The sequence below is a fragment of the Chitinophaga sp. CCNWYY40 genome (genome assembly GCF_037483205.1).
In the GTDB taxonomy this organism is placed as follows: domain Bacteria; phylum Bacteroidota; class Bacteroidia; order Chitinophagales; family Chitinophagaceae; genus Chitinophaga; species Chitinophaga ginsengisegetis.
This window is the reverse complement of sequence record NZ_JBBHLF010000011.1, coordinates 70,490-89,949: the sequence shown is the minus strand read 5'-3', so window position 1 is coordinate 89,949 and position 19,460 is coordinate 70,490. Positions and strand designations below refer to the sequence as shown.

Genomic DNA, 19,460 nt, shown 5'->3' with positions numbered 1-19,460 from the left:
CCGGCAAAGATGCGGATAAATATAGTTTTTTCCTGTGGGAAGCAGGTCTTGTCTTGCTAACTTTTTTGATCAGCCGCATCAACCGGCATTCAAATTTTTCAATGGGTTAACGCCAACGGCGCGGATCACCTGGAAACCAACAGTAGCCAGCGCAATAAGTAATGTAAAACTACCCGTAGCAATAAAGATCCACGCGCTGATACCGGTATGATAGGCAAAGCCCTGTAACCACCGGTGGATCACTATCCAGGCGAGGGGAGCGGCTGTTATAAAAGCAATGGCCACCAGTTGCAGGAACTCTTTTGAAAAGAGGGTGACGATGCTGGTCATGCCGGCGCCCAGTATTTTCCGTATTCCGATTTCCTTCATGCGTTGATGCGTAGCAATATGTGCGAGTCCGGATAAACCGGAGCAACAAATGAGCACCGACAACAATGCCGCCCAGCGGATGATCACTTTCCAGCGTTGTTCCTGCGCATATTCGCGCGCGTTCAGGTCGTTGAGGAAGCTGTAGGTAAAGGCAGTTTCCGGCAATGCCTTTTTGTATGCAGCGGCTAATGCGGCTAATGAAGCCTGTTGCCTGCGCGGGTCCACTTTCATCCACACGTCGCCGCCGTACCAGCGGCTCATGATCATCACCATCGGTGCAATGCGTTCCCGCAGGGAGCCGGCGTGAAAATCTTTTACCACGCCGGTGATGGTCCTTATTTCCTTATCGAAATATTCATCCGTGCGGATGGGCGTTCCAATGGGGGTTTGGAGCCCTGCCGCTTTTACAAATGCTTCGTTTACGATTACGCCATTGGACCAGTTGTCCGTGAAGTTTTGTCCTTCCAGGAGCGTGATACCCAACGTAGGTAAATAGTTTTTGTCGATCACGCGGTGAATGGCCGGGATCTCTTTATCATGGAGATGTACTGCCGTGGCGCCGCCACGGTCGCCGCCAAAGGAAAGACCGGCGATGCCGGGTTCATTAACCAGTTCATTTTTGAGGATGTCCTGTACCTGCTTCAGGTCGCGATCCCCGCTGATATGCGTTACCACCACCTGTTCGGGGTGATAGCCCAGGTCTTTGGATTGCACGTAATCCATTTGCCGATAGAACAAGGCGGTAACAAGCAGGAAGAACACTGCCAGTGAAAACTGCGTAATGATCAATATCCGTCCGGGGATATTCCTGCCGGTTAGTTGATGAGAGCCGGAAAAGGCTTTTATGGCGCTGAACCTGGCCAGCACGTATGCCGGGTATGCGCCGGTTAATGCAATGATGAACAGCAGCAATCCTGCTGCTGCCAATCCTATTACCGGATGGAGTATTGCCCCGATGGAAATGGCTTTTCCTGCCAGTTCATTGAATACCGGCAATGCGGAGGCGGTCAGCAGGAAGGCCAGCAGAAGGGCTATGACGCAAAGCAGTGCGGACTCGGTGAGGAACTGGCTGATGATTTGTGTGCTGCTGCTGCCGTTAATTTTGCGCACACCAACCTCTTTGCTTCTTTTGAGGGAGCCGGCGAGCGTAATATTGATAAAGTTAATACCGGCCATCACCAGGATAAATACCGCGATGCCCATAAAGATCCAGGCAAACACCGGGTTGCTGCCGTTGATCACACCGCCTTCCCGGTTGCCATCGGGTGAATACAGCGGATGAAGGTGAATGTCGGTAACCGGTTGCAGGCCAAACGTGAGGGTGGAATTTGTATGCGCTGCCGCTACCCGGTTTAGTTGTTGTATAACCGTATTCATGGCAGCATCCGGCCGTGTAACCACAAATGTGCTGAGATATACATTGTTCCAGTCGGTGTCGTTAAACGACAGCTGCATAAACCGGAAGGGGAGTAATACATCAAACCGGATGGAAGAATGCAGGGGAGGGTCTTTCACTACACCGCTGATCACCAGCGGTTTTCCCAGGCGCCGGGCAGAAGGGTCTGCATCCATCCGGAGCAGTTCACCCACCACGTTGGTGCGGTTAAAATATTTCAGGGCGGTACTTTCTGTAATCACGGCCGATCCTATGTCGCTGAGCGCCGTAGCAGAATCGCCTTTGATGAGTGGAAAAGAGAAGATCCGGAAGAAGTCGGCATCCACAAACAGGAGCTGTTGTTTTAATACTTTGTTGCCGGCGATAATGTCCCCGTAAATATCTCCGCCCATCACCCGGCTGTAGGCCGTTATTTCCGGTACCTGGGCTTTGAAAGCGGGGCCATGTAACTGCCCGGTACTGCCGGTCCGCTGCGCACTGCCATCTGGTTGGGTGATTGCGGTGGTAACGCGGTACAGATGCGGGTTCTGTTGATGAAACCTGTCGAAACTGTTTTCATCTTTCAGGTATAAAAATGCCAGCAAAACACAACTGAGACCAATGGCCAGGCCAATGATATTGATCCCTGCATACAGCTTGTTTTTCCGGTGGTGGCGAATGGCTATTTTAACGTAGTTAGCGAGCATACAGGAAGATAATATATTTTACTGTTTGTTTATAAAAGGAGAGACAGGGCTTTATCCAGTATAAACGCCACCCGTTCCGCCACGGTGGCTTCAGGTAGCTTTACCAGCCTGTATTCCAGCCGTGTGTATACTTTTATCATGCTTTCGTAGGTTTGCACGGCTTCTTCAAAAGATTGTTTACGTTCCTTATCGTGTTCATAAATGGCCATCCATGGCGGTGTGAGAAACACGGTTGGATTAAACCGGTATAAGGCGGCGGCGTGCTCCATTTCTTCCGGAACGGGCAGCCCGCATAGCTCAAGATAACCGATGGTATCGGCAATACCCCGGTCGAAAAATACGGGGCGACTGGCGGCCGGCTGCTCCAGGTAATCCTGCAGCGACTGCTCAAACATCAGCCGGGCAAATGCCTGCCGGTTGGCCCAGGGCAGTGCCTGTCCGCCGGCAGCTACCTGCTGCCGGATAATTTCCCGGCCCGTTTCCGGAACGGTGATATGTCCCATGTCACGCAGCGCCGCTATGATAGCGGTTTTGCCCATGCCGGGCCCACCCGTGACAATAAAAAAGTGATCTCTTACTTTTTTGTTCATCTTAATAAATTAAAAAAATAAATAATTGGATAGAGGGGAGTGGGAAGGTGTAAAAAAATATTCCGCTGACAAACGTTATAAAGTATCTTTACGGCATCTATGCTGCAGGGAGTCAAGCAATTTCTATACCGTTCAGCCGAATATCACTGGAACAACATTGTGAATGTTGGTGTGCATCCTGCTATGCCTTATATAGAATCCAGGCGCACAAAGTTATTGAATTTACTCTCATTGCCCTGTATTCCCTTTATGTTTTTTTACTGTATTTTAAATACCATCCAGGGCAGGTACATATTAGCGGCATTGAATGCTATTACTACCACTACTTCCGTACTGGTACTGATATTCCATAAAAAACGGATGTACCTCAGCGCAAGGATCGTACTTATTTGCATCAGCATCCTGATCTATACTTTTACCGGTGTTTATTTTCATAACGGAGCGGAGTATTTCTTACTGAACATTCTTTTTATCGTGATCCTGATCTACGACAACAAGTGGATAGTAGGCAGCCTGAGTGTATTGGTGATCGCGGCTTTTATGCTGATCGTATTTATGCCGCGGTCGTGGTACCTGGCGCCGCCGGTGCCGGTAGAAAGGGTGTGGCTTAATGTGGTTGTTGCATTGGCGTTTGTAGTGGTGGCGCTTAGTTTTTTTAAGTATATCCAGTCGGATTACCAGCGGGAAATTGAGCAGCAGCGACAAACGCTGGTGTCGATGAACAAGGATAAGGAAAAACTTTTTTCCATTGTAGCGCATGATATCCGCAGCCCGCTGGCCACGCTGGAAAGCCTGCTGGACATGTTCCGGAAAGGACAATATCCCCGTGATGATATGGAAGAAGCGGCGGATGTACTGCATAAAAAAGTGGCGCAGCTGGGCGTTACACTCGATAATGTATTGCGCTGGAGCACCCGCAGCATGAAAGGCATTCAAACCCGGCCCCGGCATTTTTTACTGGCGCCGGTAGTAACGGAAGTGCTTCATTTTTTTGAACTGATCATACAGCAAAAACAGATCACCGTGGAATTGCAGATACCCGTATCCACGGCCTTGTATGCCGACCGCGACCAGGTGTCGGTAATTCTTCGCAACCTTTTCAGCAATGCGCTGAAGTTTAGTTATACCGGCGGGCAGATTGAAGTAAAAGCGCAGATAACAGATGAAGTGGTGATCACGATTACGGATCATGGTGTGGGCATGTCGCCGCAGCAACTCAGTACGCTGTTCACTTCCCACCAGCATCCTGGATATGGTACGGATGGTGAGCGTGGCACAGGACTCGGGCTATTGCTTTGCCGGGAATTTGCAGAACAGAATGGCGGCGTGATTAAAGTAACAAGTTTGCGGGAAAGCGGCACCAGCTTTACCCTGCATTTTGTAAAAGGCGATTTTTCCCCGGAAGACGAGGCCGCTTTCAATTAGCTGTTATTGCAGGGCTTCCTGCATGCGTATGATATGCTCCCGGTTATTAAGCCCCCACTGATCAATGGCGGCCACCAACGGCAGTATACTTTCCCCGGTAGGCGTGAGGTAATATTCCACTTTCAGCGGCGTACCCGGAAAGATCTTTTTACATACCATTCCGTATTCTTCCAGTTCGCGCAGCTGCATATTGATCACCCTGGGAGCGGCGCTGCTGATAGCGGTGTGCAGCTCGCTGGGCCTGCGGACACCTTTGCTGATGCTGTCCAGTATACAGGCTTTCCATTTGCCGCTCAGTACCTTCATGCTCACATTAATACCGCATTCCAGGTCTTCAGGTATTTTTCTCTCGTACATATACAGGTAATTATCCTACAATTTTAAAGAATTATTGGCGGACAGGGAATAAAGATTCCCGCAGGGAATAATTTTTCCCTTATTTTTTCCCTGCGCCATTCTGTGGAAGTTTGTGTCATAAAATTTGAATGTATGACACAAAAGATTAACAAAGGAAGCGCGGTTACCGTTATCGGTTTAGGCGCTATGGGTATTACACTGGCACAGCTTTTACTGGCAGCAGGATACAAAGTAACCGTATGGAACCGCAGCCCGGACAAAGCAGCGGCGCTTGTTGCTGAAGGAGCAGTGCTGGCGCCGGATGCAGCATCGGCCATTGCTGCGAGCCGGGTTACCGTTATCTGCGTATACAACCACGCTGCCACACTGGCGATACTCAATACACCCGCAGTAAGAAACGTGATCTCCGGCCGTACTTTATTACAGCTTACTACTATCAGTCCGGCGGAAGCCCGCTTTACCGCCGCCTGGGCAAAGGATAACGGTGCCGCCTATATGAATGGCGCCATCCAGGCAGCTCCGTCACAAATGGGCCGCCCGGATACGCCGATCCTGGTTTCAGGAGAGGAAGCCACCTACACGCTGCTCACGCCCGTGCTACAGGTATTTGGCGGCGGCATCTCTTATCTGGGTGCGGCTATCGGCGCGGCTCCTACAATGGACCTGGCCACGCTGTCGTATATCTACGGATCGGTGATCGGCTTCCTGCATGGGGTAAGGATCAGTGAGTCGGAGGGACTGGGAGTAGATCAGTACGCCGCTATTGTGGCAGGTATTACGCCCACGTTTGGCGACTTTCTCCAACATGAAGGCAATATGATCCATACCAACAACTTCCAGGTAACGGAGAGCCCTATGCGTATTTCCATAGAAGCTACCGCGCGGCTGGAAGCAACCGCCCGTGAAGCTGGTATCAATGCGGCTTTCCCGGCCTTTGCTTCAGCGCTGTTTAAGAAAGCGGCAGCTGCGGGTTATGAAGATGAAGAAGTGGCGGCGCTGATCAAAGTAATGCGTGATCCTGCCTGAGCTGGATTTTGTTTTATATTTGCCTTCTAAACAAGGCATTATGCATATCCTGGTGATTGAAGATGAGCAACGGGTGGCGGAGATGATCAGAAAAGGATTGGAAGAACAGGGCTTCCGGATCACGCTGGCCTATGATGGTGAGATGGGAAAGAAGCTGGCCCTGAGCAGCTCCTTCGATCTCATCATTATGGATATCATCCTGCCAAAGATCAACGGATTGGATCTGTGTAAACAGATCAGGAGCGTGTTGCCGGATTGCCCCATTATTATGCTCACCGCCCTCGGAACTACAGACGATAAAGTGGAAGGCTTTGATGCCGGCGCGAATGATTACCTCGTGAAGCCGTTCGACTTCAGGGAACTGCACGCCCGCATCCGCGCACTGATAAAGCGGAACCAGGCCGGTAATACTTTCAACCAGGGATTCCTGCTGCGCTTCGCGGATATGGAAATGAACCTGCAAACAAAAATTGTGAAAAGGGAAGATGTAGTGATAGACCTGACCCCAAAGGAATTCCGGCTGCTGGAATACATGATGAAAAACCCGGAACGCGTATTATCCAGGACAGAGATCGCAGAAAAAGTATGGGATACCTTTGATTCCGGCACCAATTTTATTGATGTATATATTAATTATCTTAGGAAAAAGATAGACAAAAATTTCCCCACAAAGCTTATTCACACCCGCTCCGGAATGGGCTTTATATTTAAGGCAGAGTGAAAATAAGAACCCGGCTCATATTGTTGTTCATGGTACTCTTCGGGGTATTGCTGCTGGCATTTGCAGTGTTTATTTATATTTTTTCTGCCGGTAATCAGAAAGATGAATACTATGATCACCTGAAAAGGGAAGCGATCACCAAAGCCAATATGCTCCTGGACGCACGGGTACCACCGGCTGTTTTACAGCTGATCTATAAAAATGCCAACAACGATTTGTTTGAGGAAGAAGTAGCTATTTATGATACTGCTTTCCACCTCCAATATCATGATGCGGTAGATATAGATAAAGTAAAAGAAACGCCGGAGATGATCAACCGCATTATCCAGCAACAGGAAATCAGGTTTAAACAGGGTACATTACAGGTGGTTGGTTTCCTCTATGCACACCAGGGACGCCATTATGTAATTACTGCTGCGGCTACGGATAAGTATGGGCTGCAACGCCTGCAGAGATTGAAATACAGCCTCATTTTTTCTTATATCGGTATCATTGGTTTAACCATCATTGCCGGGTATTTTTTTGTAGGCAGGGCATTGAAACCGGTAGAGAAAATGGTGGACAAAGTAGAAGAGATCACCGCTACCAATCTCGATTTACGGGTACCCGTACAAAATGAAAAAGACGAAATAGGAGAACTGGCTACCACGTTTAATAAAATGCTGGACCGGCTGGAAAACTCCTTTGATGCCCAGAAGTATTTTGTTAGTAACATCTCTCATGAATTACGTACCCCTTTATCCACTATTGTGGGAGAATTGCAGATTGCTTTGATAAAGGACAGGTCCGCACCGGAATACAAAGAAGTGATCCGGCTGGCGCTGACTGATGCCCAACGCCTGGTAAAGCTCTCCAACGGCCTGCTGGATCTGGCAAAGGCCAGTTACGACCAAACGGAAATAGGCCGCAAAGCATTACGCACAGATGAATTACTGATGGATGCCCGTGATACCGTGATCCGGTCAAACGAAGGGTACCAGGTAGATATACAATTTGAACAGGAAATTGAAGATGATGATTTTATTTCAGTGAACGGGAATGAATACCTGTTGAAAGTAGCGTTTGTGAACCTGATGGAAAATGCGTGTAAGTTCTCTGCCAATCACCAGTGTATAGTGACTATTAATTACCACGGGCGCGTTGTTATACTCCGGTTTACAGACAATGGCATCGGCATATCCGCCACCGATCTTCCCAATATCTTCTCTGCATTTTACCGCGGCGCCAACCAGGATTTTACCGCGGGAAATGGTATCGGTCTTTCTTTAACCCAAAAGATCCTCGCCATGCACCAGGGCACTATCAGCGTTACTTCCCGCATGGATGAAGGCAGTACCTTTACGGTGGAAATACCGCACCTGTAGCGTTCTAATAAATTTCTAATAAAATTCTGTTCCCTTTCTAACGAGCCTTTCTATAAGGCCGGCCTACCTTTGCAGCGCATTAAAACAACAATGATGATGGACGCTGGTCCGGAACGTTACTTTATTTCTTCATCTCCTGCCTGATGTCATAGCGCTGCTGTGTTGTCAGCAGGTAAACTATAGCGCTGTGTTATACTTATTAAAAAGATTCCTTGCCATGGGCTTACTGGGTGCAACTGCCTGTCATACTGTAAACCGGGAGCCAGCCGCCGCCGCTGCAATCACCAGCGCCGATACTATCACCCTGCCACCGGCGCTGGCCGGCAAGGTGAAAATTTCCACGGTGGGAAGTACGGCTTATCAAAAACAGATTACTACCGCCGGCACCATAAAAGTGATTCCTACAAAGTATGCAGAAATAACGCCGCCCTTTGAAGGAAGAGTCACGAAATCCTTTCTGCAGCTGGGCATGAAAACCACGCCGGATATGCCGTTGTTTGAAATCAGTTCCCCGGATTTTATGGAAGCCCAGAAAACATTTTTCCAGGAAAAGGCGCAGCTGGAGCAGGCCCGCAAAACCTGCAAACGCCAGCAGGACCTGGTGGATAACGGCGTAGGTACACAGAAAGACCTGGAAGAAGCACAAACCTCCCTGGCAGTTGCGCAAAAGGAATATGATAATGCACAGATGGGCATCCGTCTCTTTAAAGCCAATCCCGGTACACTGGTACTCGGACAGCCCCTGGTAGTAAGAGCGCCGGTGGCCGGCGAGGTAATTGCCAACAAAGTAATACTGGGGCAATACATAAAGGAGGACGCCGGCAGTGTAGCCACCATCGCAGATGTATCTGCCCTGTGGATTGCCGGCCAGGTAAAAGAGAAAGACATCCGCTTTCTTCATACCGGCGATGAATGCCATATTGAGGTAGCTGCTTTACCTGGCGTAACCCTTACCGGGAAAGTGTATCATATTAATGCATTGGTAGATGAAGACACCCGCAGCATAGAAGTGCTGATCAGTGTACAAAATAATAACCGCGCGCTGAAACCCGGTATGTACGTAACCGTTAGTTTCTCCGGGCAACCGGAAAACGCTTTACAGATCCCGCTTACAGCCCTGCTGCAAAACGGCGATACGCCCGCGGTATGGGTGGCCGCTGCCAACGGACAGTTTATAAAACGCAGCATTACTACTAATGGAGCCAACGGTCCGCAGGTGATTGTTACGGCAGGCTTACACGAAGGCGAGCGGATTATTTCCGAAGGCGCCTTCTATCTCTCCGGTACCAAATAACTACGCTTTTATTTCAACAGGATTTTATGAAGAAATTAATATCAGCTGCTATTCAGAAGCGCTGGCTGTTTGTTGCATTGTTCGTGCTGCTGGCGCTGTTCGGTTATTATTCCTGGAAACAGCTGGCACTGGAAGCTTACCCGGATATTGCCGACGTTACCTCACAGGTGGTAACACAGGTGCCGGGACTCGCTGCAGAAGAGGTGGAACAACAGATTACAGTGCCCGTAGAACGTGCGCTCAACGGTATGCCCGGCATGCATGTGATGAGAAGCAAAAGCACCTTTGGCTTATCAGTGATCACCATTGTTTTTGAAGACGGGATGGAAGACTACTGGGCGCGGCAACGGATCACAGAACGGCTGGGAGATGTAGAACTGCCGTATAACGCCAAACCCGGACTGGACCCGCTTACTTCACCCATCGGGGAAATATACCGGTATATTATTGAAAGCAATAATCATGATCTGAAAACGGTCACGGACCTGCAAAATTATACCATCATTCCACGCATCAAACAGGTAGCGGGTGTAGCAGATGTAACTAACTTTGGCGGGATCACCGCGCAATACCAGGTGGAAATTGATCCGCAGAAGATGGAACAGTACCATGTTTCCCTCGCAGACGTGCAAACCGCTATCAGTAACAACAATGCCAACAACGGCGGCAGTGTGCTCACCATGGGAGATCTCGGCTATGTGGTGCGCGGTATCGGGCTGGTGAAAACACTGGAAAGTCTTGGTGATATAGTAGTAAAATCGGTGAACGGTGTACCCGTATTCCTGAAGGACCTGGGCCAACTGAAACTGGGCAACCTGGAACGCAAAGGCATCCTGGGCTATACCGACCGGCGCGTGAACTACTCCGAAGGCGACGAAGGAATTGTATTGCTGCTGAAAGGACAAAACCCTTCCGTGGTGCTGGAAGGTATTCACGCTGCGGTGGATGACCTGAACCGGCATATCCTGCCGGAAGGCGTGAGCATCCGTCCGTATCTCGACCGTACACAGCTCATCGACAACACGCTTCATACGGTGTCGCATACACTATTGGAAGGCATCGGGCTGGTGATAGCAGTGTTGATTATATTCCTGGGAAACTGGCGCGGGGCACTGATTGTAGCCATTACTATTCCGCTGGCATTGCTCATTGCTTTTATCGGGATGTACTTTACGCATATTCCCGCTAACCTGTTATCGCTTGGCGCTATTGACTTTGGTATCATCGTAGACGGCGCCATTGTAATGATGGAAGCCATCCTGAAAAAACGCGAAGATGATCCGGACGCGGAACTGGCAGAGTTAACCATTGCACAGAAGGCTACGCTGGTAGCAAGACCGGTACTGTTTTCCACCATCATTATTATTACGGCTTACCTGCCGTTGTTTTCTTTTGAAAGAGTAGAACGCAAGCTGTTTACGCCGATGGCGTTTACTGTTGGATACGCGCTGCTGGGCGCACTGGCCGTGGCGTTGCTGCTTATACCCGGACTGGCATTTGCCGTATACCGGAAGCCGCGTAAGCTGTATCATAACAGGTGGCTGGACCGGTTGACCAATGCTTACAAGCATCGCCTGGAACAGCTCATGAGCAGACCAAAGCGGGTATTCATTCCGCTGGCGCTGGTGCTCACAGGCGCCATCGTGTTGTCTGTTACCGTTGGCAAGGATTTTCTGCCGCCACTGGATGAAGGCACCATCTGGCTGCAGGTACAGCTGCCGCCGGGTATTTCACTGCAACGTTCAAAAGAAATGAGCGACAGCCTGCGGCAACATACCATGAAATATGAAGAGGTAACGTATGTGATGGTGCAGGCTGGCCGTAACGATGATGGCACCGACCCGTGGACGGCCTCTCATTTTGAATGTAGCATCGGGCTGAAGCCTTACCGTGAGTGGAAGCGGGGAAGAACTAAAGCAGGCCTTATTAACGATCTGGCGCTGGAATATGCCACCATGCCGGGTTACAGCGTTGGGTTCAGTCAGCCTATGATCGATGGGGTGATGGATAAAATTTCCGGTGCGCACAGTGAGCTGGTTGTAAAAGTATACGGTGATGATTTTAAAGAAACACGCCGTATTGCAGATGAAATAGCCACCACTTTAAAACAGGTAAAAGGTGCTGCCGATGTAGCCATCGACCAGGAGCCGCCTTTGCCGCAGTTGCAGATCACTGTAGACAGGGACGCCCTTGCAAGGTATGGCCTTAATGTAAGTGATGTGGGAGAACTGATAGAAGTGGCTATTGGCGGCAAGGCGGTGTCGCAGGTGTTTGCAGGCAACAAAGTATTTGATGTAACCTGCCGGTATGCGGAAAGCAGCAGGGACACGCCGGAGAAGATCGCCGGCCTGATGCTCACTTCCGCCACCGGTGCTAAGATACCACTGGCGCAGGTAGCCACCGTAAAAACCGCTGCCGGCGAAAGCACCATCACCCGCGAATGGAATAAGCGGCACCTGACCGTGAAGCTGAACCTGCGGGGAAACGACCTCACCGCATTTCTCGCCGACGCACGGCAGCAGATAGAAAAACAGGTACAATATGACCACGCGAAATACACTATTAAATGGGGTGGCCAGTTTGAGAATCAGCGCCGCGCGTATAGTAAGCTGCTCGTCGTAGTGCCGTTGGCGTTAGCCATCATGTTTTTACTGCTTTACAGCGCCTTTGGAAAATTCCGGCAGGCAGGGCTGATCCTGGGCGTAGTGCCATTGGCATTGTTTGGTGGTATGCTGGCGCTCAATGTCCGCGGGATGACGCTCAATGTATCTTCCGCCGTAGGTTTCATTGCGTTGTTTGGGGTAGCTGTGCAGAATGGAGTGATCCTGGTATCGCAGATCAACGACCTGCGTAAGCAGGGATATGGGCTGATGAATGCCGTGATCGATGGCGCCCGTAACCGTTTCCGGCCGGTACTGATGACGGCCTCCGTTGCAGCACTGGGGTTACTGCCGGCATCTTTTGCCACGGGCATAGGGTCTGATGTGCAGCGGCCGCTGGCTACCGTAATCGTATATGGGTTACTGTTAGCTACCGTGATCACCTTGTTTGTATTGCCGGCCCTGTATTATCTCATGGAAAGAAAATGGAGTGCTTCACCCGCAGAATAAATAAATTATATGCAGTTTTTATATAGATTTTTTGGGCAGATGTTTTTATGGATGGCCATTCATAGCGCCACCCTCGCGCAGGCGGATAGTAGCTTTCAGCAGACGCCTGTTCCGCTGGCCGGCTACCTTCGCCTGGTAGCCACGCAACACCTGGGCTATGCAGCGCAGCAGTATAATGTGAGCATTGCCGCGGCAGGGATAGAAAGCGCCAAAGTATTTCCAGATCCACAGCTTTCACTGGATGGCTTCGACAACCAGCACCGGCTGCTGAAGTTATCGTATGGATATAATGCAGGCATCAGTACCACGCTGGAGCTGGGCGGCAAAAGAAAAGCCAGGGTAGCATTGGCGCAGAGCGGGCTTGAACTGAGCCAGGCGCAATTGCAGGACTATTTCCGCCAACTGCGTGCCGACGCCACCATCGCCTGGTATAATGCCTTGCTGCAGCAAGGACTTTTGCGGGTGCAGCAACAGGCCGGCGATATTATGCGGCAGCTCGCTGCTGCCGATGCTATACGGTTTCAGAAAGGTGTGATAACGGCAACGGATGCACGACAATCAGAACTGGAAGCGAACCAGTTGCTCAACAGCATATACCAGCAGGAGGCAGATTTCAAAACAGCGCTGGTGCAGTTAAACATCAACACCGGCAGGTCGCACGGCGATACGTTGCTGCTGCCCACCGGAGGCTTTGATCACCTGGAAAGGGATTTTAACTTAGCCGTACTGATTGCAGATGCGCAGCAAAGTCGCGCCGATATCCTGGCGGCCAACGCCACAAAAACCGTAGCGGAGAAAAGTCTCGCCCTGGTAAAGGCCAACCGGAAAATAGACCTCGGCATCAATGCCGGTGTTGGTTACAATGCCGCAGCTACCAGCGATATTGCTCCCACGCCGCGTTACATTGCCAGCAGCGCGGGTATCTCTGTGCCGCTGAAATGGTCCAATCATTACAAGGGGGATCTGCGTAGTGCGCAGTATGCCATCAAACAGGCCGGCGTGGCGTATAACCAGGTGCAGCTGCAAATCCAGGTGGAAGTAACCCAGGCATGGTACAATTATCATGCAGCACAACAACAGGTGCAGCAATTTGAACATACGCTGCTTACCAGTGCGCAGCAGGTACTACAGGGAAAGATGTACAGCTATCAACGCGGGGAAACCTCGCTGCTGGAAGTATTGAACGCACAACGTACCTGGAATGAGGTGCAGCAGAACTACCAGGAGGCGTTGTTCCGCTATGCGGCAGCGCTGGTAGAGCTGGAAAGGGCAGCGGGCATCTGGGATATTTCCTGACACATCAGGACACTACAGGATAGTTTATTACAGGTATTCATTATCTTGTTCTGCTCCACGTTTAATTGTTCAATATGAAAAAATTCCTTGTTCCTGTTGCGGGATTATTTTTACTTACTGCAACAGCTTCCGCTCAAACTGCCAAAGGCCCGGCGCCACTGAAATTTGAAAAGCGGCAGATCGCTGCAGAAAGTTATGAATCCGTGGCGGTGATGGATGTAAACAATGATAAGATCCCCGACCTGGTATCCGGCGCTTTCTGGTATGAAGGACCGGCGTATTTTAAGCGTCATTATATTGGCCCGGTGAAACAGTTTGGCGAGTACTGGGACGACTTCTCCACGATTCCGTTTGACGTAAACGGTGATGGCCGCATGGATTATGTGACCGGCGGCTGGTTTGGAAAAACGCTGGTATGGAAGGAGAACCCGGGGAACGACAAGGAATGGACAGAACACGTAATTGCCACTCCCGGCAATATTGAAACCACCCGCGCCTGGGATCTTGATGGCGACGGCATACCGGAAATTATTCCCAACACGCCCAATGATCCGCTGGTGGTATATCATCATACCAAAGGCGCGTTTACGGCGCATACAGTACTGGACCGTAAATCGGGGCATGGCCTGGGCAGTGGGGATATTAACGGCGACGGCCGTACAGACCTCGTAGTGCCGGAAGGATGGGCAGAAGCGCCGGCATCGCCCTACAGCGCCGCCTGGACTTTTCACCCGGAGTTTAATCTTGGCACCGCGAGTGTGCCTGTAATAGTGGCCGATGTAAACAAAGACGGTCTGCCTGACCTCATTGCAGGACAGGGGCATGATTATGGGCTCGACTGGTACGAGCAAAAGAAAGATACCAAAACAAACAAACGGTTGTGGATCAAACATGCTATTGACCCTTTTAATTCGCAATACCATACCATGTTGTGGGAAGATATAGATGGAGATAATGAGCCGGAGCTGATAACCGGAAAGCGTTACCGCGCGCACAACGACCATGATCCGGGTTCCAGTGATCCCTGTGGCATCTATTATTTTAAATGGAACGGCGCTTCATTCACCAAACAGGTGATCAGCTATGGATCAAAAGGAGCAGGGTTATATTTTGTAACCCATGATCTTACCGGGTCCGGCAGAAAAGATGTGATTGTTGCCGGTAAGGATGGATTGTTTATCTTTTATAACAAGGGATCTTTATAAAAATACTGCCTGCAAGATAAGCAGGCAGTATACTGTGAAAAAAAATGTTCCTGCGTGTCAGGAATTATTCTTCGCCAGCCAGTTCTCAATGGCGGCTCCAATATTAGCAGTGAGGGTGGTTTCATTATCCTTGCCCTGCTCAAACCAGTGGTTAGCTCCTTCGTTGTCCTGCTTTTTTTCCAGGTAAATAGTTTTCTCAGGAAGACGGACGATGAACACATCTTCGTCGCGGCGCGTAACCCCTGTTTCGTGGTTGTCGAGTTGTATGCTGAAGGTATTCATGGCTACAAAGTTTATCTTTTATGGTACAATCATTATGCCTTATGTGGGCTGGTTGGTCCTTTTTTTGTTTCTTCGCAGCTGAGTCCTCTTTATCCTATTTAACAAGACCAACAAAATGTGCGTATGATCATTAAAGAGTTACCTGTTGTTATTGAAACTCCGAGAGGGAGTGGTGAAAAATACGATTTCGACCCTGCATCCCGGTTTTTTGTACTCAGTAAGATATTATCCGCCGGTATGGTGTTCCCTTATGATTTTGGTTTTATCCTTGGAACCAAAGGAGCCGATGGAGATCCGCTGGATGTGATGGTGATCTCCGAATTTAAAAGCTTTCCCGGCTGCCTGATTAAATGCCGTTTGCTGGGTGCCATCAAAGCAGAACAAAAGGAAAGGGATGGTACGGTAATCCGGAACGACCGCTACATCGCAGTGCCGGTGTTATCAAAATTATATAAAGGAGTGGATGCCGTGTCGGCGCAAACCATCCGTGAAATAGAACATTTCTTTATTACCTATAATGAGCAGGAAGGAAAACAGTTTACTCCACTGGGATATATAGAAGCAGCTCCTGCCTATGAGCAGATAAAATTTCCTGAAAAATAAATGTCGCGCCTACACTTTTGGGTCAAAGCGATCCATCAGCTGCGCTGCAGATGTCTGCAGCGGTGCCGGTATATTTTGTTATCCCCAGACCTCGTCATACCGGGTGGCATGTGCATTTTTGGTGAAAATCTGCTTTCGACACGATTATTGTAATTATCATCCCAACGGTGCCGGTTTGGGTGATGTTGGGCACCTCCCCGTTTGGAGGTACTGTAGCCGCCGCCGCTGTAGTGGTAGCTATTAACAGGAGCCTGGTCCGGATCTCTTTGAAATGCAGTAAGATCAACCACGTGATAAAAGGACAGCATGGAATAAATGGTGATTGTGCATTTTATTACACGGTTTTATAGTTGATTGTGGAATTAATGGCATCCCCATAGCAAGGATCAACCAGTATATATTTTAGGATTATATATTTTGTACAATGATAAATGCCCCGACAAAGGCAACTTTAAGTGAACCGGCTACGGCGTCTGATAGGTTTCCCCCCGGTGGAGGTGAAACAGGTGAACTGATCCGTTCTTTTAACTGGAGCGCTACTCCCTTAGGGAGGGCGGACCAGTGGTCGCAAAGTTTAAAGACCTGTATACAGATTTTACTCTCCTCTGCGCAACCTATCCTCCTGTGCTGGGGCAATGAAAATATCTTTATATATAATGACGCCTGCCGGGAATTACTTGGCAACCGGCACCCTTTGTCGATGGGACAACCGGCAGCAACGGTATGGCCAGCCTTATGGTCAACCCCGGAAGCGGCTGTAATAACTCCGCAGCTGCGGCTGATGCGGCCGGATGGCAGTTGCTACCAGTTTGACGGCATGCCTGTAAAGGATGATACCGGCGACACCGGCGTTCTGTTTATCGGCGTATCCCTGCATAACGGGAAAGCGCCTACGTTTGTTAAAACAGACCTTAGTAATTTCACCAGGACATTGCTGGAGCAGCTGGACCCGGTGATCCGGGAAGCGGGTCTCACCCTCGTAATTAACCTGGGGATTGTTTCGGAAGATATATATATAGACAGGGACATCTGGGAACAGATCCTGTTATCATTGCTTACTAACGCCCTTAGCTATACGTTGCAGGGGGGCGTAGCGGTAAGGCTTAGCCAGGAAGACAACCAGGTAGTACTTTCAATAGCGGATACCGGTATCGGCATCCCCCCAGGGCTGTTGTCTGAAATCAATGCAGCATTGCAGGGGCCGCCCTGGAGCCGTGGTGGCCTCACTGTAGCAAATGAAGGTATCCTCCTGCATGGCGGAGAGCTGCAGATCAGCAGCATTCCCGGCGAGGGAAGCACCGTTACCATATCCATTCCGGTTGGTCATGCACATCTGCCTGCTGCGGAAGTGGTTCACCATGCTGTCCCGGTACATAAGGCTTATCATGGTTATCTGCCGCAAATGACTTCAGCGATCCGGATGTGCCGCGGGAAACTCCTGCAGCAACATACAGGGTCACATTATCAGCAACTGTTGGAAGCGCTGCCGGCCGCCGTATACACCTGCGACAAGGAAGGCCATGTACTCCTTTACAATACAGCAGCAGTTTCCTTATGGGGCAGAACACCCGTGGCAGGGGTAGATATGTGGTGTGGTTCCTGGAAAATATATGAGTCCGATGGCATTACGCCCATTGACCCGGACAGCTGCCCGATGGCGGAGGCCATTAAAGGTGGCACACCGGTGAGAGGAAAAGTTATCATGATAGAAAGACCCGATGGCTCCAGGCGCATCATCCAGCCATACCCTGATCCGATATTCGATAGCGCCGGTAATCTCCAGGGTGCGGTGAATATGCTGGTAGATATTACCGACCAGAAAAGCGCGGAAGAATACGTATCCAAACTGGCGGCTATCGTGGAATTTTCAGATGACGCCATTGTCAGTAAAACGCTGGATGGTATAATTACCAGCTGGAACCCGGGCGCAGAAAGGTTGTTTGGGTATACTGCGGAAGAAATGAAAGGGGAAGCCATCACCCGAATCATTCCGGCCGACAGGCTGGATGAGGAATCCCGGATCATTGAGCAACTCAGGGCCGGCAACAGGGTAGATCATTTTGAAACAAAGCGTGTCACCAAAGACGGGCAGCTGCTGGACATCTCCCTGACCATCTCCCCGGTAAAAGATCTCCATGGAAATATAATAGGCGCTTCCAAAATTGCCCGGGACATTACGCAACAAAAGAGATTATTCCTGGCGCTCCAGGAAAGCGAATCCAAATATATGCAGCTGGCTGTCAAACTGGAGGCAATAGTAGAACAGCGAACCAAAGAACTGGTGGAAGCTAATTTCTATCTCGAAAAATCAAACCGCGAACTGGAACAGTTTGCCTATGTAACCAGCCACGATTTACAGGAACCCCTGCGGAAGATCCATACGTTTGCAGGCATGTTGTTTAATGTAAACAAAGACATCCTTTCCGATACCTCCCGGATGTACATTGAAAAAGTAATGCAAAGCGCCAAACGGATGTCGCTCCTGATCAGTGAGCTGCTGGATTACTCCCGGCTGGTACACGTAAAAGATCCGTTTGTGGAAACGGACCTCAACGAAATCCTGAAAAATGTAATGACAGATTTTGAGGTGCTGATCAGCCAGCACGATGTTACCATTACCGCAAATGAACTGCCCCGTCTTACCGTAAGTCCCCTGCAGATGAACCAGCTGTTTCATAACCTTATTGGTAATGCTATTAAGTTTTTATCACCCGGAAGAAAGCCCCGGATCAATATTCACGCGGAGTCGCTTAGTGCTGCGGACCTGGCCGCATTCCCGGACCTGGAAACGGGAAGGGACTACTGCACTATCACGGTGGCGGACAATGGTATCGGGTTTGACCAGATATATGCCGATAAAATCTTCCAGATCTTTCAACGGCTAAACGACCGTACTGTTTATGAAGGAACAGGAATAGGACTGGCCCTGTGTAATAAAATCGTACTAAACCATAAAGGAGGAATTTATGCGACCGGCGTACCGGATAAGGGCGCCGTTTTTAAAGTGATCCTGCCAATGTAAAGGGATGTGTCCGATCTGTTGTGCTTTTGTTAATTGTGTTTGTTTTTTGAAGAAAGGTGGGTTATTGCAGGCCGCTGATTTTTTCAGGAACATTTCCTGCTGTACTTTTGCAACAGTTACAACTTTTCTTTTTCCTCGTTTGTTTTCATAGTTCGAATTGTTTCCAATTTATCCTGCCATTAAACTGCCCTGCAATGAGAGAGAAATTAATCAGCTTACTAATTGATCCGGACCGCGACCGGCGTAACCAGTTCTATCTTGCGCTGGACCTCCTGAACGTGAGTAAAGCCTGCATTTCGCAGGATAACACCAGTAAAGCGCTGGACTATTTTAAGAAGCACCCCGACCTTGTCCCGGACTACATTTTTTTAGACAGCCTGTTACCTTCAGATGAAACGCCCCAGTTTCTGCGCGAGCTGAGAAAGATCAAACGTTTGAAACAGGTACCGGTTATCTGGTATGCCGCTTCCTTTGAACCCGATCAGCAACAGGCCATCCGGGAAGCCGGATTTGCCGCAGGCTTAGCCAAGCAGAGCGACCTGTATAGGCTCAAAGGGAATCTTAAAGTACTCTTCCAGAGCGAACTGCAGGAAAATGTGATGCCGGACGAAGCTTCTGCTGCCACCCGCTTTAAGATGAAGATGAAGGAAATGTTACTGCAAACCCAGTCGTTACTGGAAGCGCCGGAACATCTGCTCACTCATTCCTGATTTA

Annotated in this window: 15 protein-coding genes; 11 read left to right on the top strand and 4 right to left on the bottom strand. The window is 49.7% G+C overall.

Going from position 1 to position 19,460, the window contains the following annotated elements; all coding sequences use genetic code 11:
• Window positions 1-78: 78 nt before the first annotated feature.
• Window positions 79-2,451, bottom strand: a complete 2,373-nt coding sequence (locus V7S65_RS31675) for an ABC transporter permease (RefSeq protein ID WP_336389548.1) — start codon at window positions 2,449-2,451, stop codon at window positions 79-81.
• A 29-nt stretch (window positions 2,452-2,480) separates the two neighbouring features.
• Window positions 2,481-3,041: an AAA family ATPase gene (locus tag V7S65_RS31670; protein WP_336389547.1), complete on the bottom strand. Its 561-nt coding sequence runs from the start codon at window positions 3,039-3,041 to the stop codon at window positions 2,481-2,483.
• 249 nt (window positions 3,042-3,290) lie between these two features.
• Between V7S65_RS31670 and V7S65_RS31665 the strand changes: the two genes are divergently transcribed.
• A complete protein-coding gene (locus V7S65_RS31665) occupies window positions 3,291-4,466 on the top strand; it encodes a sensor histidine kinase (protein ID WP_339547002.1) in 1,176 nt (391 codons plus the stop codon).
• 3 nt (window positions 4,467-4,469) lie between these two features.
• Here the strand turns inward: V7S65_RS31665 and V7S65_RS31660 are convergent, their stop codons facing one another.
• Entirely contained in the window at window positions 4,470-4,823 is a 354-nt protein-coding gene (locus tag V7S65_RS31660) for a winged helix-turn-helix transcriptional regulator (protein WP_111580368.1), read from the bottom strand.
• Window positions 4,824-4,955: 132 nt separating this feature from the next.
• Here V7S65_RS31660 and V7S65_RS31655 point away from each other — a divergent pair, with 132 nt between their 5' ends.
• The 7 genes from V7S65_RS31655 to V7S65_RS31625 all read left to right on the top strand — a co-directional run bounded on the left by V7S65_RS31655 (window position 4,956) and on the right by V7S65_RS31625 (window position 14,839).
• Window positions 4,956-5,849, top strand: coding sequence for an NAD(P)-dependent oxidoreductase (locus V7S65_RS31655; protein WP_336389545.1), 894 nt, complete (start codon window positions 4,956-4,958; stop codon window positions 5,847-5,849).
• A 40-nt stretch (window positions 5,850-5,889) separates the two neighbouring features.
• A complete protein-coding gene (locus tag V7S65_RS31650; RefSeq protein WP_336389544.1) occupies window positions 5,890-6,570 on the top strand; it encodes a response regulator transcription factor in 681 nt (226 codons plus the stop codon).
• Window positions 6,567-7,934, top strand: coding sequence for a HAMP domain-containing sensor histidine kinase (locus tag V7S65_RS31645; RefSeq protein ID WP_111580337.1), 1,368 nt, complete (start codon window positions 6,567-6,569; stop codon window positions 7,932-7,934). The genes V7S65_RS31650 and V7S65_RS31645 overlap by 4 nt, the downstream gene beginning before the upstream one ends.
• 187 nt (window positions 7,935-8,121) lie before the next feature.
• Window positions 8,122-9,228, top strand: coding sequence for an efflux RND transporter periplasmic adaptor subunit (locus tag V7S65_RS31640; RefSeq protein WP_336389543.1), 1,107 nt, complete (start codon window positions 8,122-8,124; stop codon window positions 9,226-9,228).
• Window positions 9,229-9,254: 26 nt separating this feature from the next.
• Window positions 9,255-12,338 (top strand): efflux RND transporter permease subunit, encoded by a 3,084-nt coding sequence (locus V7S65_RS31635; RefSeq protein WP_336389542.1) that lies wholly within the window; start codon window positions 9,255-9,257, stop codon window positions 12,336-12,338.
• 9 nt (window positions 12,339-12,347) lie between these two features.
• Window positions 12,348-13,634, top strand: a complete 1,287-nt coding sequence (locus V7S65_RS31630; protein ID WP_336389541.1) for a TolC family protein — start codon at window positions 12,348-12,350, stop codon at window positions 13,632-13,634.
• Between the two features lie 74 nt (window positions 13,635-13,708).
• Entirely contained in the window at window positions 13,709-14,839 is a 1,131-nt protein-coding gene (locus V7S65_RS31625) for a VCBS repeat-containing protein (RefSeq protein WP_336389540.1), read from the top strand.
• Window positions 14,840-14,896: 57 nt separating this feature from the next.
• On the opposite strand, the gene V7S65_RS31620 is transcribed toward V7S65_RS31625, so the two are convergent.
• Window positions 14,897-15,121, bottom strand: coding sequence for a hypothetical protein (locus tag V7S65_RS31620; protein ID WP_079472339.1), 225 nt, complete (start codon window positions 15,119-15,121; stop codon window positions 14,897-14,899).
• A gap of 123 nt (window positions 15,122-15,244) precedes the next feature.
• On the opposite strand from V7S65_RS31620, the gene V7S65_RS31615 reads away from it, so the two are divergent.
• From V7S65_RS31615 to V7S65_RS31605, 3 genes are all read left to right on the top strand, one after another.
• On the top strand, window positions 15,245-15,724 hold the full coding sequence (locus V7S65_RS31615; protein ID WP_079472338.1) for an inorganic diphosphatase: 480 nt from the start codon (window positions 15,245-15,247) through the stop codon (window positions 15,722-15,724).
• Window positions 15,725-16,148: 424 nt separating this feature from the next.
• The gene (locus tag V7S65_RS31610) at window positions 16,149-18,746 is read left to right on the top strand and encodes an ATP-binding protein (RefSeq protein ID WP_336389539.1); all 2,598 of its coding nucleotides are present in this window, start codon (window positions 16,149-16,151) and stop codon (window positions 18,744-18,746) included.
• Between the two features lie 194 nt (window positions 18,747-18,940).
• Window positions 18,941-19,456, top strand: a complete 516-nt coding sequence (locus tag V7S65_RS31605; protein WP_079472336.1) for a response regulator — start codon at window positions 18,941-18,943, stop codon at window positions 19,454-19,456.
• Window positions 19,457-19,460 lie beyond the last annotated feature (4 nt).